Source organism: Desulfotalea psychrophila LSv54 (assembly GCF_000025945.1).
Classification (GTDB): Bacteria; Desulfobacterota; Desulfobulbia; order Desulfobulbales; family Desulfocapsaceae; genus Desulfotalea; species Desulfotalea psychrophila.
This window is the reverse complement of record NC_006138.1, coordinates 2,727,227-2,745,271: the sequence shown is the minus strand read 5'-3', so window position 1 is coordinate 2,745,271 and position 18,045 is coordinate 2,727,227. Positions and strand designations below refer to the sequence as shown.

15 protein-coding genes are annotated in these 18,045 nt (G+C 47.3%); 9 read left to right on the top strand and 6 right to left on the bottom strand.

Annotated elements, in window-relative coordinates:
* Nucleotides 1-131 precede the first annotated feature (131 nt).
* Genes DP_RS12185 through DP_RS12175 form a run of 3 tightly spaced genes read left to right on the top strand, consistent with a single transcriptional unit; the run spans nucleotide 132 to nucleotide 3,817 of the window.
* Nucleotides 132-2,414: a cyclic nucleotide-binding domain-containing protein gene (locus tag DP_RS12185; RefSeq protein WP_011189642.1), complete on the top strand. Its 2,283-nt coding sequence runs from the start codon at nucleotides 132-134 to the stop codon at nucleotides 2,412-2,414.
* Nucleotides 2,415-2,457: 43 nt separating this feature from the next.
* Nucleotides 2,458-3,447, top strand: coding sequence for a tRNA-dihydrouridine synthase family protein (locus tag DP_RS12180; RefSeq protein WP_156792292.1), 990 nt, complete (start codon nucleotides 2,458-2,460; stop codon nucleotides 3,445-3,447).
* Between the two features lie 28 nt (nucleotides 3,448-3,475).
* A complete protein-coding gene (locus DP_RS12175; RefSeq protein ID WP_041277964.1) occupies nucleotides 3,476-3,817 on the top strand; it encodes a phasin family protein in 342 nt (113 codons plus the stop codon).
* A gap of 103 nt (nucleotides 3,818-3,920) precedes the next feature.
* Here the strand turns inward: DP_RS12175 and murJ are convergent, their stop codons facing one another.
* Complete coding sequence (murJ, locus tag DP_RS12170; protein ID WP_011189640.1) at nucleotides 3,921-5,513, bottom strand: murein biosynthesis integral membrane protein MurJ; 1,593 nt, start codon at nucleotides 5,511-5,513, stop codon at nucleotides 3,921-3,923.
* 350 nt (nucleotides 5,514-5,863) lie between these two features.
* Here murJ and DP_RS12165 point away from each other — a divergent pair, with 350 nt between their 5' ends.
* From DP_RS12165 to DP_RS17585, 4 genes are all read left to right on the top strand, one after another.
* Nucleotides 5,864-7,921: an elongation factor G gene (locus DP_RS12165; protein ID WP_011189639.1), complete on the top strand. Its 2,058-nt coding sequence runs from the start codon at nucleotides 5,864-5,866 to the stop codon at nucleotides 7,919-7,921.
* A 126-nt stretch (nucleotides 7,922-8,047) separates the two neighbouring features.
* The gene (locus DP_RS12160; RefSeq protein WP_228130144.1) at nucleotides 8,048-8,560 is read left to right on the top strand and encodes a MogA/MoaB family molybdenum cofactor biosynthesis protein; all 513 of its coding nucleotides are present in this window, start codon (nucleotides 8,048-8,050) and stop codon (nucleotides 8,558-8,560) included.
* A 231-nt stretch (nucleotides 8,561-8,791) separates the two neighbouring features.
* On the top strand, nucleotides 8,792-9,241 hold the full coding sequence (locus DP_RS12155; RefSeq protein WP_011189637.1) for a YhcH/YjgK/YiaL family protein: 450 nt from the start codon (nucleotides 8,792-8,794) through the stop codon (nucleotides 9,239-9,241).
* A 606-nt stretch (nucleotides 9,242-9,847) separates the two neighbouring features.
* A complete protein-coding gene (locus tag DP_RS17585; protein WP_041278741.1) occupies nucleotides 9,848-10,342 on the top strand; it encodes a putative molybdenum carrier protein in 495 nt (164 codons plus the stop codon).
* A 67-nt stretch (nucleotides 10,343-10,409) separates the two neighbouring features.
* On the opposite strand, the gene rimK is transcribed toward DP_RS17585, so the two are convergent.
* Entirely contained in the window at nucleotides 10,410-11,804 is a 1,395-nt protein-coding gene (gene rimK, locus DP_RS12145; protein WP_011189633.1) for a 30S ribosomal protein S6--L-glutamate ligase, read from the bottom strand.
* A gap of 473 nt (nucleotides 11,805-12,277) precedes the next feature.
* On the opposite strand from rimK, the gene DP_RS17035 reads away from it, so the two are divergent.
* Both DP_RS17035 and DP_RS12130 read left to right on the top strand, forming a co-directional pair.
* Entirely contained in the window at nucleotides 12,278-15,124 is a 2,847-nt protein-coding gene (locus tag DP_RS17035) for a c-type heme family protein (RefSeq protein WP_162096658.1), read from the top strand.
* 55 nt (nucleotides 15,125-15,179) lie between these two features.
* Nucleotides 15,180-15,521 carry a hypothetical protein gene (locus DP_RS12130; RefSeq protein ID WP_011189631.1) on the top strand — a complete coding sequence of 114 codons (342 nt, stop codon included), beginning with the start codon at nucleotides 15,180-15,182 and terminating at the stop codon, nucleotides 15,519-15,521.
* Between the two features lie 76 nt (nucleotides 15,522-15,597).
* On the opposite strand, the gene DP_RS19275 is transcribed toward DP_RS12130, so the two are convergent.
* The 4 genes from DP_RS19275 to fumC form a co-directional block, all read right to left on the bottom strand.
* A complete protein-coding gene (locus DP_RS19275) occupies nucleotides 15,598-15,732 on the bottom strand; it encodes a VF530 family DNA-binding protein (RefSeq protein ID WP_265588560.1) in 135 nt (44 codons plus the stop codon).
* Nucleotides 15,719-15,835: a VF530 family DNA-binding protein gene (locus DP_RS19270; protein ID WP_265588559.1), complete on the bottom strand. Its 117-nt coding sequence runs from the start codon at nucleotides 15,833-15,835 to the stop codon at nucleotides 15,719-15,721. Before DP_RS19270 ends, DP_RS19275 begins: the two co-directional genes overlap by 14 nt.
* Before the next feature lie 221 nt (nucleotides 15,836-16,056).
* On the bottom strand, nucleotides 16,057-16,410 hold the full coding sequence (locus DP_RS12120) for a C-GCAxxG-C-C family protein (RefSeq protein ID WP_011189629.1): 354 nt from the start codon (nucleotides 16,408-16,410) through the stop codon (nucleotides 16,057-16,059).
* A gap of 201 nt (nucleotides 16,411-16,611) precedes the next feature.
* Nucleotides 16,612-18,006, bottom strand: coding sequence for a class II fumarate hydratase (fumC, locus tag DP_RS12115; RefSeq protein ID WP_011189628.1), 1,395 nt, complete (start codon nucleotides 18,004-18,006; stop codon nucleotides 16,612-16,614).
* Between the last annotated feature and the right edge of the window lie 39 nt (nucleotides 18,007-18,045).

Here is an 18,045-nt window from a genome sequence, read left to right as displayed (position 1 = left end):
TAGCTCCATTGTTTTTTAGAGGTAGAAAGGATACATTTGATCATACTTTTACTACTGCCTTCAGCTGTTTCTGTCAAGGATGTCTTTGCCCCTGCTGATTGTCTATATAATCGTTTTTGAGGTGCTAACTTATGAATTTTGATACAAGTAAGCAGCCTGCAGCACTGCTTGGAACACGGGATCGTCTTCGTTTGGCCGAGGAGGAACGTGAAAAAAAACGTGTTGAGGATGGCTGTCAGGCATTTATCTCTGGGAAGTATTCCCTTATTTTAAGGGAGGATATTGTTCAGGGTTTGCTTGTGCTTATTGATGGTTCACCTGAACTTCTTCTCTCCCTCTTGCCCTCTCTTTCGCATTTGGATAAAGAGGTTCGTTTTGCGGCGGCGTCTCTCCTCTCTCTGGGCTTGGAAAAATGGAAGGGCGTTTTTTCTCAGGAGACCGTCTCTCTCTGTCTGGCTCAAGCAGGAGTTTGGTACGAAGGAGAGGATGATTATTTCCTTGGCCTTCCTGTTTTGGCTAAACAGATGAGTCAATTGGCAGCAAGCCTTGTCGAGAGTGGTGATTACGGGGCTGTGCACAGTTTTCTCAGGGTGGTTGATCGTATAGGGAGTGGGGAACTGGTGAAGGAACAACGAATTCGGAGCTCTATTCTTGCCTCTAAAAATCTTCTGTTAACCAGACCATTATTGGAAAAAATGTGGACTGAATATCTTGAGGGTGGTTGTCTCTGTGAGGATATTTCTACCATCTTTGTTTTACTTGGACGAAAGGCTGCTCTTTTTTTACTCCAGCGCATGGTGCAGAGTCAGGAAAAGGATGAGAGGTTGGCGCTTGTTACCCTCCTGACAGGATTTGGTTCGGCCGTGACAGCTATACTTTTGGATTATTTATCTAAGAATCCACCGTGGTATATTAGCCGTAACCTTCTTTCCATTTATGTTGAGGCAGAGGGCGAGAACTCCTACGACGTTCTCAAGGATTATGTTGCGTCCCCTGATATCCGTCTGCAGGAGGCGGTTGTAGAGGGAATTGTTTCTCTGGAAGGGGACTCCCTTGTCCCTCATCTACTGGAGCTTTTGCCCCTTTTGGCGCCATCGCTTCAAGCTCGGGTCATAAGAGAGTTGGTGGATCTGGGTGGTGATTTTGTTTATAGGGGTTTGTTTGATTTTCTTGAGGGATCATTTTCTCTCCTGCGTAAAAATCAGGAGGCCTTGCTCTCTCTTGTTGCGGTGCTTGAGAAGAAATTTTCAGCGCGAGCTCTCTTTTTGTTGACCATGCTCCTTGAGGAGAGTCGCCAAGAACCCATTTCTAAAGAGCTTGAACAGGCCACGCTGCGTGCCCTTGCCTTGGTCAGGCCTAAGCTGCGTCATGAGCAACGTCGGAAGAAGCTAGAAGAAGAGGTGCTCTTTGATACGGATCCCGTTGAGCTGCAACGTGGTCAGGCAAGTCTCCGTGAGCTTGAGGCAAAAATAGAGAGGGCCATGCAGAGGAACAGTAAAATTGTAAAGGAAGATCTGCTCTATCAGGAGGGGCTTGCCTTTGTGCAGAAAAATGATCTCCTTGCGGCTCAGTTAACGGTGGATCGTCTGATGGCCATTAACCCGGGGGGGTTTGCAGATTATACCTCCCTGGCAAAAGAGATAGCTCGACGCAGGAGTAATTATTTTCCCAATCAGCAGGTGATTGAGAGAGTATTGTCCTCCTGCTTTAGCAAAGAGGAGCAGGATGTCTTTTTTAAACTGATGAAGGTAGAGGAGTATCGTCCCGGAGAAGAGGTTGCGCGTGTTGGTGAGATAAATGCCTGTCTCTATTTTGTCTTGGATGGCTCTTTGCAAATGTTCTATCTTGCTGATAACAGGAAGGTCTTTTTGAAAAAGTTTGGTCCGGGAGAGTGCTGTGGACAGAGGCTTTTTTTTGATGCCTCTCTTTGGTCGGTGAATCTGTTGGCTACAGGTCTTTCGCATTTGGGTGTTCTCGCCTATGATGATTTTATCAACTTTGAGAAAAAAGAGCCGTATTTGGGAGCAAAGTTGAGGGCCTACTGTGCGCAGGGAAATACCATATCTTCTCTGGTGCAGATGTCAGGAGGGGAGCGTCGTTCCTCTCAACGTTTTCCCATTAAAACCTCTGCGCATCTTGTCTTGACGGGGGACAGGGAAGATTCGCAGGCCGTGAAAGGTCAGACTAGAGATGTTTCTCAGCAGGGGGTGTCACTTTTTGTTCGTTCTGGCTTTGTAAACAGTGTACATAGTCTGCTTGGAGAAAATGTGGCAGTACGATTAGGGCCTGATTCTAATGCCTGTTTCTGCTCAGGGCAGATAGTTGCGATTCGCATAATAGATATAACAACCCATTGTCTACACATAAAATTTAAAGAGACCCTTGATATGGGACTGCTTGCCTCTTGGGTTTAAGGTTGTCAGGGTGTTGTTCAAACCGTTTCAAAATGAGATTTGTATGAAATTAACGTTTTTGCAGAGGGATGGCGAGGGGCGACTCGCAGCGCCTCCTCTCTCTCTTGCTCCCATGGTTGGCCTGAGTCATTCAGCTCTGCGCTCTCTGATAGCTGATCTTGGTGGTTGTGGTCTTTTTTATACGGAGATGCTTGCCGCCAGGCGACTTCCCCATGAAAATCCGGCAGTATCCTCCTATTTGCATACTACTCCCTGTGAGCGGCCACTTATATATCAGCTTTTTATTGCGGATGTTAAGTATGTAGCTCCGGCCCTGGATAAGATCCATCGTCTTGGTGGTGATGGTGTCGATATTAATTTGGGTTGTCCGGCTCCCTCCGTACGTCGTGGTGGGGCGGGGGCAGCTCTGGCTGAAGACTGGGATCGGGTTAGAGATATAGTTTCCTCTGCCCGCCGGCATACGGATTTGACTCTCTCGGCTAAAATCCGGGTGGGCCATGTCGGCAAGGAGGCGCATCTTCTTGATTTTTGTAAGATGCTTGAGGCCGAGGGTGTTGATCTACTTGCCGTGCATGCCCGCTATCATGGGGAAAAATTTTGTCGAAAGCCTCGTTGGCAGTTGCTGGCTCCGATCTGTGAGCAGCTTGATATTCCCATCTTTGCCAATGGTGGTATCTTTTCGGTGGATGATGCCCGCAGATGTTTGGAGCTCTCCGGTGCTGCTGGGCTTATGCTTGGCCGAGGTGCGGTGGAGAGGCCTTGGCTCTTTAATGAAATAGCCAGGGAGGTCTATGGCCTGGATCTACCCGTGGCGGAATCCCGGCCGGTTGAGATCTATTTTCGCTTTGTCCAGAAAATGGTAGAAATTTTTGCTCCCGAAAGGCAACTCGGTCGAATTAAAGAATTTACCCACTATATAGCAAAAAATCACCAATTTGGCCATCACCTTGCTTCTGCCGTGCAAAAGAGTCATACTGTAGAGGAAGCAGTGCAGGCAGCGGAAGATTTTTATGGTATTTCAAGGGACATATAGGATAGAAAAATATATCTGGAGGGGGAATATGATTGATTGGATGAAAAAGGGTGTTTTTGCCGGAGTTGGTGTGGCCTCTTTTACTAAAGAAAAGATTGAAGAGATTGCCAAAGAGTATATTGCTAAGGGGAAAATTAGCGAGAAAGAGGGTGAAAAGTTGGTGGGCGATATGCTTGCCTCGGCGGAAAAATCTCGTCAGGAGCTCAAAGAGCAGATAGAGGAAGGGGTGAACTCGCTCCTGGCTAAAATGGATCTTGTCCGGAAAGAGGATATGAAGGCACTTCGGGAGGAGATCGCCTCGCTTCGGGCTGAGCTTGCAGGTTTAAAAGGGGATGAGGAAGAGCCTGCGGGGGATAAACCGGCTGAGTAGGCTCAGGAATCGTTTTAGGATCATTTTAAAAGGAGGTATCTGCCCAAGGGGTGGATATCTCCTTTTTTTGTTAATACAAGCTTCTCTTTGTTGGTGGGAGAGTTTAGCTCCTTTTAAAACGTCCCAGTACCTTCTTCGTTATGAGCTGCATCTCTTCAAGACCTAAAAAGTGTAGGCATATGCCGTAGGTCCCTGTTGCCAGAATGATGGTGGCAAAGAGGCTTGTTATCTGTAGAGAAATGTGTGAGGAGAGCAGGCTTGGTAGATAACTGTCCGCCAGAAATAGAATTAAGCTCAGAAACAGGCAGGCACAGAGGATCTTGGCCAGGTTTTTTATAAGCTGGGCAAGGGGTAAGCCCTTCATCTCTCTGTTCAGTACTGTCAGGAGGAAGATGAAGTTTAAAATCATGGTGACGGAGGTGGAAAGGGCTATGGCCAGATGCTGGAATTGATCAATGGTAAGATTGATAATGATTAAATTACAGGCCACGGCAATAAAACTTGCTATTACCGGGTATTTGGTTTTGTTGATCGCATAAAAAGCAGGTACCAGAATCTTGTTTGCAGAGTAGGCAAAGAGGCCCACCGCATAGAGTCCGAGGGTTTGGGCAGTGGCCATGGTATCGGCCGCGGTAAAGGCACCGTGCTCAAATATGAGCATGATGATGGGTCTGGACAGAAAGATAAGGCCAAAGGTGGCGGGTAGGGTAAGGGCGAAGACCATGGTTAGAGAAGAGGTCATGGTCTCCTTCATCTCATCTATTTTTTTCAGTGATGCCTGTTGGGCCAGGAGGGGCAGCATGGCAATAGAGAGGGCCACGCCAAAGAGGCCAATGGGGAGCTGGACGAGACGAAAGGCATAGTTGAGCCAAGAGACTGCACCCTGACCACAGCTTGCTGCAAAACTGGTGTTGATGAAAATATTAAGTTGAGTTGCTGAGAGACCAATGGTGGCGGGCACCATCAGTTTGAGTACCCGTAACAGACCGGGATCGGTGATACGTAGTTGTGGCTTATAGCGAAAGCCCAGGCGGTAAAGGCTGGGGATTTGTACGGCCAGTTGTAATAGCCCGCCGATAAGGGTGCCGCAGGCCATACCGGCAATGGCGGGGTAGCCATATTCAGGTAGGATATAGGCAAGGCTTGTGCCGCCTATAATTGAGCCAAGATTAAAAAAACTTGAAGCTATGGCGGGGACAAAAAAACGTCCTTTGGTGTTGAGGATGCCCATGACCACTGCCGCCAGTGATATACAGACCAAAAAGGGTAGCATAATCCGGGTAAGAGTAACGGTGAGCTCTGATTTGCCGGCAGTCAGGGCAAAACCCGGGGCCAGCAGGTCCACCAGGGGGGCCGCGCAAAAGATACCTAGGAGGACGATAAGACTGAGGGCTACCGCAAAAAAGGAGAGGATGTTGGATGCTAGTTGCCAGGTTTGATCGAGGCTCTTGCGGGTGTTGTAGTCGGAAAAGACAGTGACAAAGGCTGCCGATAGGGCACCTTCCCCAAAAAGATCACGAAGGAGGTTGGGGATGCGAAAGGCCACCACAAAGGAGTCATAGGCAAAACCTGCGCCAAAAAGGCCGGCAAAGACTTGCTCGCGAACAAGACCGAGGAGACGGCTACAGAGAACAGCTATACCAATAACGGCTGCTGATCGACCTATTTTGGCTTTGGTAGGAGATTCTGATTGCAATGGATTTTGTCTGGTAGAAAGGAGAGGGAAAATTTAGTGCTAGATTACTCTTAAATTGTCTTTTTAGCTACTATTTCGTGTTAAAAATTTACATTCAGACCTCCCATAAGGGCTATTTGTTTTTTCACCTACTTAGATGGACTGGCAGGCTTGACTTTATACCATTTTAAAAGAATATAATTAAATAGATAAAAAATATTAAGTCATTTTTTCCAGGCATCTTTGCTCTTAGTAAATTTGCACAGAGGAGGAGGCAAAAGATAAATACCGGTTAGCCTCAGGTAGCATTTATCATAAAAAAGGACATATTCATAATAGCATAAATAACCGTCGACTTTGAGGAGATACGCATGCAAGATACAAGTATGGTGAGAAATATCGTAATTGTTGGTCATGGTAACTGTGGAAAAACATCCCTTGCTGAAGCATTGCTCTATACCAGTGGAAAAATTAATCGACTTGGTAAGGTTGACGACGGTAGTGCTGTAATGGATTATGATGCTGAAGAGACAGGTCGTGGTATCTCTATTAATACAGGATTTCATAATTATCTGTGGAATAAGCACCATGTTTTTCTTGCCGATGCTCCGGGAGATGATAATTTTTTAAACGAGGCTCTTTTTACCACCAACGTCAGTGATGGAGCCCTCTTCACCATTGGCGCGATTCTTGGGGTTAAGGGTCAGACCATTAAGTTTGCCGAAATGGTGGCGGCAAAAGGTTTACCCACGGTTATAGCGATTAATAAGATGGATCGTGAGCGGGCGAACTTTGCCAGAACTTTGGCTGAAATGAAAGAGTCGCTGCCTCTTAGACCCGTTGCCATCCAGCTCCCCATTGGCGAAGAGGGTGAGTTCAGGGGGTTTGTTGATATAATCACTGAGCAGGCATATCTCTTTACTGGAGAGAGCGGTAAGCATGTTCTTACCGATCTGTCCGAAGAACTCCGTGCCGACCTTAAGGGCAGGCGTGAGTATCTGATGGAGGTAGTGGCAGAAACCGACGATGATCTGATTGAAAAATTTCTCGAAGAGGGTGAACTGACCGTTGATGAATTGGTTGACGGTCTCAGGGCCGCAGTGATTGCTGCAAAGCTGGCCCCTGTTTGTGTCTGTTCGGCCCTGCATAATCAGGGATCTGTTGCCATACTTGATATTCTCAATACCTACCTGCCCTCTCCGCTCCAATCTCGGGAGATTATTGGCGTGAATGCAGAGTCCGGTTATCCGGAGGAGATCATCGTTGGTCCGGATGAATCTTTTGTCGGCCTTGTCTTTAAGACCATGGCAGATCCCTACGCCGGTCGCCTGACTATTTTTAAGGTTGTGACAGGTATTCTTAAGGGCGATAACTTTTTCAATGCCAATCAGAAGTTGGCTGAGAGATTTGGTCAGCTTTATCTACTTGAGGGTAAAGAGCAACGGGCTATTGAAGAGGCCGGTCCGGGTATGGTGGTGGCCGTAGCCAAATTGAAGAGTACCGTTACCGGTGACACCCTCTGCTGTGAAGACCATCCGGTAATTATTGAGTCGGTGGAGCCATTTCAACCGGTGATCTCCTTTGCCGTAAGTGCTAAAAAGGGTGACGAGGAAAAACTCTTTAGCGCTCTTACCAGGATGCTTGATGAGGATCAGACCCTGAGCCTTTCTCGGCAGCCGCAGACGGAGGAGGTGCTCCTTTCAGGTATAGGTCGGGTTCATCTCGATGTGGTTGGTTCCCGTATTAAGCGTAAGTTTGGGGTGGAGATGGCGCTTGCCATACCCAAAATTCCATATATGGAGACTATTCGTGGTGCTGCCCGGGTGCAGGGGAAACATAAGAAGCAGTCGGGTGGTCGTGGTCAATATGGTGATTGCTGGATAGAAATTTCACCTCTGCCTGGAGAGCACTATGAGTTTGTCGATAAAATTGTTGGTGGTGTCATTCCCCAACAGTATCGACCTGCCGTTGACAAGGGTGTTCAGGAGGCCATGGAGCGGGGAGTGCTTGCCGGTTATCCCTTTATTGATGTGAAGGTGACTCTGGTTGATGGTTCCTTTCATAATGTGGATTCTTCTGAACTGGCCTTTAAAATTGCCGGATCCTTGGCCTTTAAGAAGGGGGCAGAGGAGGCCGGGGTGGTTCTGCTTGAACCATATATGAATATGGTCATTAATGTGGATAAGGACCATGTTGGTGATATTATGGGCGATCTTAGCTCCCGTCGTGGTAAGGTAATGGGTATGGATTCCGACGGTAAACATGAAATTATTAACGCTCAGGTGCCGCAGGCAGAGATTCAGTCCTATGCAACTGAGCTGACCTCCATGACAGGTGGTCTTGGTTCCTTCTCTCTGTACTTTTCGCACTATGAAGAGGTTCCTGCTCAGATTGCCGATAAAATTGTTACCCTGGCTCAGGGAGAGTAAGTTGTTTGCTGCACCATGAATTCTATTAAATGTAATAGGAAATTTTAGGTAGTTTTTAAGCCCCTATCCTCTGTGTTATTTTCCCGGGTAGGGGCTATTTTGTTAACATGTGTTAAGAAGAAGGTTATGGAAAAAACAATGAGAACGGCTCGATTTAGTTTTGCGGTGGTGACTCTTAGTGATAAAGGTTCGCTGGGATTACGGGAGGATACCAGTGGTCCTTATCTGATAGACTGTCTTAAAAAAGAGGGATATCAGTTGGCTGATTATGAAATTATGGCCGATAAACATGATGGCATAGTGGCAAAATTATTGGAACTGGTTGAGTCGGGTGTTGACCTTATTGTTACCACCGGAGGCACAGGGCCGGCACCGACGGATGTGACCCCGGAGGCAACCCGGGAGGTTATTGAGCGGGAGACACCGGGTATCTCCGAGGCGATGAGGGCAGCAAGTCTGCTGAAAACTCCCCATGCCATGCTCTCCCGTGGCTGTTCCGGTATTCGCGGGACAAGCCTTATCATTAATCTGCCGGGTAGTCTTAAGGCCGCACGGGAAAATATAGAGGTTGTTTTGCCCGCTCTTCCCCATGCCCTTGATAAGATAAATGGTGGGACAAGCGACTGTGGTACAGCTTAAAACGCCTTCCGTGGTAATTCACAGGCGTTTATCATGATATTCTTGGTAATAAGGGTGGCTTAAATGTCCAATCTCGACAAGGAGCAGCCCCGACTGCGATGAGCATGACAAATTTTACCACAGACATCGTGATATCGGAGTTTGCGCTTATCTGCGAGGATAAAATTTTTCATGCAAGGCAGAGAGTTGAAGAAAAGATAATTTTTCAAGGTTCCCTAAAGAGGAAGAGCTATGATTTTTGATATATTAGATAATGCAGATCGTTATCTGCCCCTGAATACGGGATTTGCAAGGGCCTTTGAGTTTTTGAAACGGCCGGATCTGGCGGAGATGGCTGAGGGACGATATGAACTTGATGGCGAGCGCGTTTATGCCATGGTTTCTCGGGATGCCGGTCGAAAAAAGGATGAGGCCCCCCTTGAAACCCATGAAAAATACATAGATATTCAACTGGTGCTAGCCGGCAGAGATGAAATGGGTTGGCAGGCAAAGCAAGTGTGCCGGCAGGCCCTGACGGAGTATGATGACGTCGATGATATTCAGTTTTTTGCCGGAATGCCCGAGGTTTGGCTGAATACCCAACCTGGGATGTTTGCCATTTTCTTTCCTGAAGATGCCCATCTTCCCCTTATCTCTTCGGGGTTGGTGCATAAGGTGGTGGTGAAGGTCGCTGTGGAGTAGGTAGGCGGGATTTGCCAGAAAACGGATATCGGAGTAAAGTCCTATCTCTGCCATTGTGGCTGATCATGCATGGTAACAGCCGCTCCCTGGGCATCGTCGCTCCCTGGCATCCCTGCCACCGCGACATACAATCCGTCCCTGGATATAAAAAAAGCCCTCTCCGGTATGACCGAAGAGGGCTTTTAACGTTTTTTTGCTCTATCCAATGATGAGAGCAAGTTCTACCGGTCCAAGCAGTACGACATTGCATATCAAAACGGTGAGAGTGATTTGGGAAAGGGCACGAAATTTTTGGGAAAGTATCGCTTTCATAAGAGTGTCTCTTTTTAGGTATTTTTTTTAAAAACTCAGTGTTATGTTTTATGGTCATTTCTTTATGATAATTACTGTATACAGTGCCTTTTTTGGAAAATAAATCACAAAAAACCAGACGATATGTTCGGTTTAACTGAACAAAATCTACATAGAGATCTGAAAAAAAAAGGGGTAGGATTATCTTACTTAAAACATTCAAGAAATTTTATAGTAAGATTTAGAAATATTGATAAGAGAGGGGTGCTCAAGAGTTTAGTCTATGAAAACAGAAGAAAAAATAATGGAAAAAGAGTGATAGATAAAATTATAAGTGGTGGCCAGACGGGAGCAGACAGGGCGGGACTTGATCTGGCCTTGGCTCGTGGTATTCCTCATGGAGGAGCCATTCCTTGGGGGCGAAGAACCGAGGCGGGCATTTTGCCTGATAAATATCAGCTAGTGGAGATGGAAACAGACTCTTACCCTGCCCGCAGCGAAAAAAATATCCTTGATGCTGATGTTACGGTAATATTTACCCATGGGAAACTGGCGGGTGGTTCGCTTTTTACTCGGAGCAAGGCTCGTCAGCACAACAAGCCTGTGCTTCACATTGATCTCGACAAGCGGGGGCTGTCAGAGGCCGCCCTCATTCTCTCTCTTTTTCTCCGTAAAAATCGGGTGAAGGTGGTTAATGTGGCGGGGACAAGGGCAAGCAAAGACCCTGCAATTTATCGAAAAACCTATGCAGTGCTTGATCTCTGTCTGGAGAGGCGAGGCGTGCAGCTTGATTTATTCTTTCCAGAATGAGCTAGTTTTACCTCTTGCCCGGTCCGGCAGAAAATCTTCTGAACTGGTCGTTGCTTCTGGTAGGATTTTAACTCTGCTGAGGCAATGGTCTCTTCCACTGTAGCTTTTTTTCAATGGAGGAGATAACCATGCCGGCAATGTCCTTGCCCGTAGCTATTTCTATGCCTTCAAGTTCAGGGGATGAGTTTACCTCAAGGAGGAGTGGTCCGGCTTTAGAGTTGATGATATCAACACTTGCAATCTGCAGGCCAAGTACCTTCGCTGCCTTAAGGGCAAGGCTTCTTTCCTCTGGGGTAATTTTTACAATGGAGGACTTTCCGTCCTGGTGTGTATTGGAGCTGAGCTCTCCAGAGGCTGCTGTGCGTTCAATAGAGGCAACTACCTTGCCGTTGATCACGAGACACCTTAAAATCTTACCATTGGCCTCTTTGATGAACTGTTGGACTAGGAGATTTGCCCTAAGAAATTTAAAGGTGTTAATAAGGCTCTCGGCAGCATTTTTAGTTTTTGCCAGAATAGGGCCTTGTCCTTGACCACCCTCCAGCAACTTGATAATCAGGGGGGCTCCGCCAACCATTTCAATGAGGTCGCTTGCATCAATGGGAGAGTTGGCAAAACCGGTGATGGGGATATTGATGCCGCTTTTAAGGAGTAGCTGTAGGGAAAAGAGCTTATCACCTGATTGGCTAATGGCAGAGGATGAGTTGCAGGTGTAGATACCCATACTTTCAAACTGCCGGCTGAGAGCAGTAGCATATGGGGTGATATTTGACCCGATCTTGGTGAGTACGGCATCAAGGTCATTGAGTAGTCTTCCTTTATAGTGAACCTCAGGCTCCAGGGTATCAAGCTTCAGATAGCACTGCTTTATGTCGAGAAAGAGCATCTCATGTCCCCGTTCCCTTCCCGCCTCCAGGAGTCTCTGGTTACCATAGAGACTTTCATTGCAGGCAAGTATGCCTATCTTCAGACCACCTTTTCTAGTTTCTTCTTTTGTATAGGCCTTGCCGAGGCTCTCCTTAGAGACTTCCCCCAGAGCGCATTGCAGGGCGGGGTCAATAATAAGTCTGTCCATCATGGCCTCGCGACCAAGGAGCATCCTGAAGCCCATGGCGTCTCTGTTGGAGAGGGTGAGCTCAATGTCCCAGACTTTTTTGTTCAGTTTCAATGGAGTCCTGATAACAAAGCGCGTCTCGGAGTTGCCACTGGAATTTTTAATAATGCGTTTATCTATTACTGGTCTTTGACAGCGGACAACAGTTCGTCTGTCTATCCGCAGTGGGTGAACCTCAAAGCTCACCCACTCTTCACCGTCTCTCTGAAATGTCTGGATATTGACGGCATGTATTGAGGAGGTCTTGGCCCCGGAGTCCACCCGGGCCTTTATGGCAGGGATGCCCAGTTCAGGGAAGGAACACCACTCTTCACTACCGATTATTTTTTTTGCAATGTCTTGGCTCAATGTATTTTGTCCTAAGTATGGAGGTTCTTAGGTTCTTTTATCTGCTATCAAACTCTTTTTTTTTAAAGAGGGCAATAAGCAAAATTTTCTGATTTTAAAAAATGGGGTGCAGGTGGAAGGCCTGAATACCTGTCAGGGTATTATGAGTGGCTTTCGTTGGAGCTTTTTTGCCATTGGTCTATTTACCTGTTTCTGTGCTATATTTGTGTGTAGGGCTTGTGGCCTTGAGAGGGAGACGGTAGTGCCTCTCTTTTGGTCTATGGTCCTTGGCGTCTTAGTCCCTCTTTGATCTGTAATTTTTTTTAATATTTCATTCTAGCAGTTCCTCCGTAAGTGGTGGTAGGCAGAGGTGTTTTGTCCCGGCAAGGTGCTTTTCCTCTAGGTAGTTGTCGCTTGCACATTTATTTTACGGGTTTTGGAAAACAGGGATGCCCTGTGAATCCTTGGAACACGATAAAAAATTTGGAGCAGAAATGAAACTTGGAAGACGATGGGCACTGCAGAGTACAATCTGTGCTGTTCTGGTAATTGTCATTCTCCTGGTAGTTGTTGATTATGAGCTACGCCAGTACAGTATTGAGGTGGCAGAAGAAAAGGCCAGAATTATTGTCCAGCATAAACAAGATATTATCAACTATGTCACCCATGGTATCCAACCCAGTATCTCTCACTTAAACGATGAGGCTGATTCTCTATCCATAGGCTCTGCCCCGGGTTGGATGACGGCAGGATATGTAAATAAAAGGATAGCGGACTATTTTAAGAGGTTTAGCTCTGATCAGTATTATTTTAAAAATGCTGCAGTCAATGCCAGAGATGCAAGGAACGAAGCTGACCTGTACGAGAAGAAATTTTTAGAGAAGGCTTGTCTGAACTCTGAAGGTGGACCATGCTCTGAGGTTATTGAGTTTGAGGGCAAACCTTATTATCGTTATATGCAGGCTCAGCATATAAGGTTTGCAAAGGCCTGCATGTCCTGTCATGGCTCACCTGAAAATGCTCCGGCAGACCTTGTAGCTCGTTATGGTCGTGACAGGGGCTTTAATAAAAAAGTGGGTGATGTCTCCTCTATTCTTTCAATTCGTATTCCTCTGGAGGAAACCTATAGGGGCATAGACAGGATTATTCTTGGTCTCTTTGCTCTCTGTGCCGCCTTTTTTGCTGTTATCTTCTTTTTTCAACTGTTTATAGCCAAGAGAAGCATGGTTACCCCTATTAAGAGAATAACTGCTGAATCTACTGCCATTACAAATGGCGAAAGACCTCCGGGGGGGAAGCTTACCCTTTCTGGTGGGGATGAACTCTCTGAGCTGGCTAGCGCTTTTTCAGGGATGTCACAAAAATTTGCCCATAGTCAGGACAGTCTGGAGGCCCTGTTAAAAGAGCGAAACGAGCAGTTGCTAGAGCTTAGGGAGCAGACTCAGGCATATCTCGATATTGCAGCTGTTATGCTGATTGCCTTTGATTGCTCGGGGGTGATTACCATGATCAACGCAAAGGGCCGTGAAATTTTAGGGCTTAGCTTGGATGAAGCCATAGGCCTTAACTGGTTTGAGCATTTTTCTTCAAATGAAAAGAAAGAATTTTTTCAGCTACTTCTTCGCAAAGATATTGCTGTTGAAAACCATGAAACAACTATTGTTACCCGTTCTGGGGAGATGCGTAGTATTGATTTTTATAGCATTTTGTTGCGGGATAGTAGTGGCGCAGTCAGGGGCAGACTCTGTTCTGGCACCGATATAACCGAACAGAAGCAGGCTGAAATGTTTTTCTTGAACAGTATAGAGAGGTTTAAAGATATTTTTGAGCAGGCACCCATTGGTTATCAGTTACTTGATGATAGAGGGGCTCTTCTTGAGGTGAATCAGACCTGGTTGGATTATCTTGGCTATAAAAAAGGGGAGGTTCTGGGTAAATTTTTTATCGGTTTTTTATCTCCTGCCGGTCAATTATGCTTTGAAGAAAAATTTTCATATGTCAAGGCTACGGGGGGGGTATTGGCTGCAGAGCTTGAGGTGCTTAAAAAGGATGGGGCCTCTGTTCTTATGGCCATTGATGGCAGAATTTCTTCTGCTGATAATGACTCTTGTAAAAAGATACACTGTATTCTTCATGATGTCAGCCACGAGAGAAAGATCGAGGCGGAAAAGGCCAAACTTGAGGAGCAATTACGTCAGGCCCAGAGGATGGAAACGGTTGGGGCCATGGCTGGTGGTATTGCCCATGACTTTAATAATATTTTGGCAGTTATTCTTGGCAATGCGGAAATGGCTAGAGAGGATATCCCAGCGGGTAATCCTGCCATTGCCAATATCGATGAGGTGCTGAAGGCCTCTGAGCGGGCAAAGAGTCTTATCAAGCAGATTCTGAGCTTCAGTCGTAAGGAAAAGATGAGATTGGTGCCAGTGCATCCGCAGTTACTGGTCAGGGAGGCCCTGAAATTTCTTCGCTCCACAACACCAAGCAGCATTTCTATTGTCCAGGATATTTCTCCGGACTGTGGTGTTGTTCTTCTGGACCCTGTGCAGTTGCATCAACTTGTTATGAACCTTGTTATTAATGCCGTGCATGCCATAGAGGATAGGGGAGAGGTTGTTGTTCGTATGCAAGGGGTTCATCTTAATAATGCAGATTTCGATCAACTTGCGCTAACGACGCCATGCGCCCGGGCAGAGGGGGAGTATGTGCAACTCTCAGTGACAGATAGCGGGGTGGGTATGGGGCGGGAGAGAATTAAGCGGATCTTTGATCTATTTTATACCACAAAGGATGCTGGCAAGGGTACGGGTATGGGCCTTGCCCTTGTGCATGAGATTGTTAAGATTCATAGTGGCTTTATAAGCGTAGAGAGTGATTTGGGGCGGGGAAGTTCCTTTAACGTATATTTGCCGGTAACGGCTGAGGAGGAGACTCCGCAAATAGAGGGCTCCTCCGAGGTCATCACTGGCACAGAACGAATTCTCTTTGTTGATGATGAAAAATCTATCTTAACGATGGGGCAGCATATGTTGGAGGGTATGGGCTATAGGGTGGTTTCCGAGAGCAGTAGTCAGAGGGCTCTTGAGCTTTTCAAGGCCGATGCCAATGGCTTTGATCTGCTTATTACCGATCAGACAATGCCCAATATGTCTGGCACAGAACTTATCGAAGAGGTATTAAAGGTCAGGGCTGATATGCGAATTATTCTCTGTAGCGGCTATAGTTTTAAGGTTTCTGCAGAAGATGTTAAGGTCCAGGGCATCAGTAAATATATGACGAAACCATATGGTAAAAAGATCTTGTCTGCAAGCGTTAGAGAGGTTCTTGCGAATAAATCATAGGTGCTAATGATTTGTAGTTGATGTGAAAAATAGATGGATTTTATAAGAGGTTATTTTGGATAAGATTGATTTGCCGGATCTCCCCTTTGTCAGCGACGGTTGCTCCGGTGGTTTGTCCTGGGGCTGGGTGAAGATCTTCAGGCGCCTTTCTCCCCTTGAGGAGTGTTGCTATAACCATGATATAGAGTATCATTTTGGTTCTGGTCGCAGGGCGGGCAGGTGGGAAAGCTTTATCGACAGGCTGTGGGTCGATAATCAATTCGCCCTCTGTGTTTTTAGGAGTGGTTGGTGTGGCAAGGTGCTGGTGTTGCCTATTTGGCTTGCCGTCCGTCTGGGTGGCGGTGGCTATCTGTATACCTCCTACCGTTGGGGCTTTGGCTGGAATTGGAAGGGCTGAAGGAAGGAGCACTCTTATTCGCCTACTTCCTGGCTTGGCAGATCTGTCGGCGCAGGGCTATCCGGCGCCGTATGTCCTATCTCTTTTTTCCTGCCCCGGTTCCGGCAAAGGTGGAAATATAGAGGCGTTCAACCTTGCTTCTTGCCCAGGGGGTTCTTCGCAGAAGCTTGAGGCTGGAGGTTATGGTGGGGTTCTTGTTAAAACAACCCAATATTAATTCTGGCAGCCAGATAGTCCCATCCGTAATGATCCACAAGTTGGGTGACGATTTGCTCCAGCTTGATTCCGTGTAAAGGATTGTTGAGTTGTGTCATACTAGGAAAGTGCCTCTTTTGGGTAAAGTTTATCTCTATCTCTTGATACCTGCGTCCAGTCTGGCAGGATTCAGGCATCAGGGAAAATTTTCAATTTAGTCAGTGGCGTTAAATAGTTCAACGTTTTTATGGAGGGGGGAGAGTTGCTAAAGCATCAATAAGGGGGGGAATGAGGAATAAGGCTCATTCCCGGCCCTGCAAGAGGTGGCAGGGCCTGCTATCTAGGCGGGTTCACAGGCAGCAAGGTAGGGCTCAATAAGTCGGGCCGCAAGGGCTACGCAGTTCCTGCAGGAGAGCTTTTTGGCCGCGCGGATCTCCCGACAATAAATAGAATCGCTCTGGGAGGCAAATTCTTGTTCAATGATTGGTAGCATTTCGTGGTCGTCAAGGAGTACCCGTGCCGCATGCAGGGCACCACAGACACCACCTTCAGCTCTACCGCCACCGAGGCGTGCTGCTGATTTTATGGTTTCATCGGATATTCCGAACTCTGACTGGAAGGTCTTGAGCACAGCCTGATTACAGTTAAATTTTTCGGTTCCATGAAACAGGGTCATGGCAAGCGTCGCTTTCATAGGTTATTACGAGCCTCACTACAGTATTGTGTGTTTAAAAAATTGTGTTTTCTTCTTCTACTACTCACTACAAGATAAATAACAGAAATATTCAGGAAAGACTAATCTTTTTTGTCCCCTCTATGCTGGCCCGAGGTGGTGTGCAAATGTAGGCTAGATGTTTGAAGAGGTGCCATTTTCTAGATGTTTCTGCCGGTTGATTCAGCCTCTGGGTCCGATCATTTTTTCAGGTACTACCCACTCTGTAAACTGCTCTTTGGTCAGGAGCTTAAGGGCCAGGGCTGCTTCCAGGAGGGTCGAGCCATCCCGGTGGGCCTTTTTTGCAATTTTGGCGGCATTGTCGTAGCCGATATGCGGATTGAGGGCCGTCACCAGCATCAGGGATTCATCACGGAGTTTGCCAATACGTTCTTCGTTGGCGCTGATGCCACTGATGCATCTCTTGGCAAAGGATTGGCAGGCATCGGCAAGTAGACGAATCGACTGCAGGAGGTTATAGATCATTACCGGCTTAAAGACATTGAGCTCGAAATGGCCATTGGCACCCGCCACCGAAATGGTTGTATGGTTGCCCATAACCTGGGCCACGACCATGGTTAGTGCCTCACACTGGGTGGGGTTCACCTTGCCGGGCATAATCGAGGAACCCGGTTCATTTTCCGGCAGGTTGATCTCCCCAATGCCGCAGCGCGGTCCAGATCCCAGAAATCTGATGTCGTTTGCTATCTTCATAAGGCTTACGGCTATTGTGTTGAGGGCGCCACTGCCCTCAACTATAGCATCGTGGGCAGCCAGTGCCTCAAATTTGTTTTCTGCGGTTTTAAAGGGAATTTCCGTTATCCTTGCCACCTCCTCGGCAAAGCTGATATCAAAACCTTTGACTGTATTAAGTCCTGTACCCACGGCGGTTCCGCCCTGAGCCAGTTGATAGAGGGCGGGTAGTACTGCCCTTGCTCTGCGCAGGGCATTGTCCATCTGGGCAGTGTAACCTGAAAACTCTTGGCCCAGGGTCAGGGGGGTTGCATCCTGGGTATGGGTTCTGCCGATTTTAACCAGATGGCTGAATGCCTGAGATTTACTTTGCAGCTGGTCACGCAAAAATTGGAGGGCCGGTAGGAGGCGGTGCCTGATCTCTTCAACGGCGGCAATATGCATGGCCGTGGGGAAGACATCGTTGGAGGACTGGCCCATATTGCAGTGGTCGTTGGGGTGAACGGGGCTTTTGCTGCCCAGCACCCCTCCTAAGAGCTCAATGGCCCGGTTGGAGATCACCTCGTTGCAGTTCATATTGCTCTGGGTTCCCGAACCGGTCTGCCATATTGATAGGGGGAAGTGCTCATCGAGTTTCCCGGTCATGACCTCCCCGGCCGCCTGGCTGATTGCCTCAGCGAGAGGAGGGCTGAGTAGGCCGAGATTCATATTTACCCGGGCCGCTGCCTGCTTGACAATGCCTAGGGCCCGGATTAGGGGAGGGGGGATAGTTTCCACCCCGATGGGGAAGTTGATCAGGGAGCGTGCCGATTGGGCCCCATAGTATTTATCGGTTGGTACCTGTAACTCACCAAATGAATCAGTCTCTGTTCGGTATCTGCTCATCCTTAACCCCTTGTTAAAATATAATGATCTGCCCTGCCC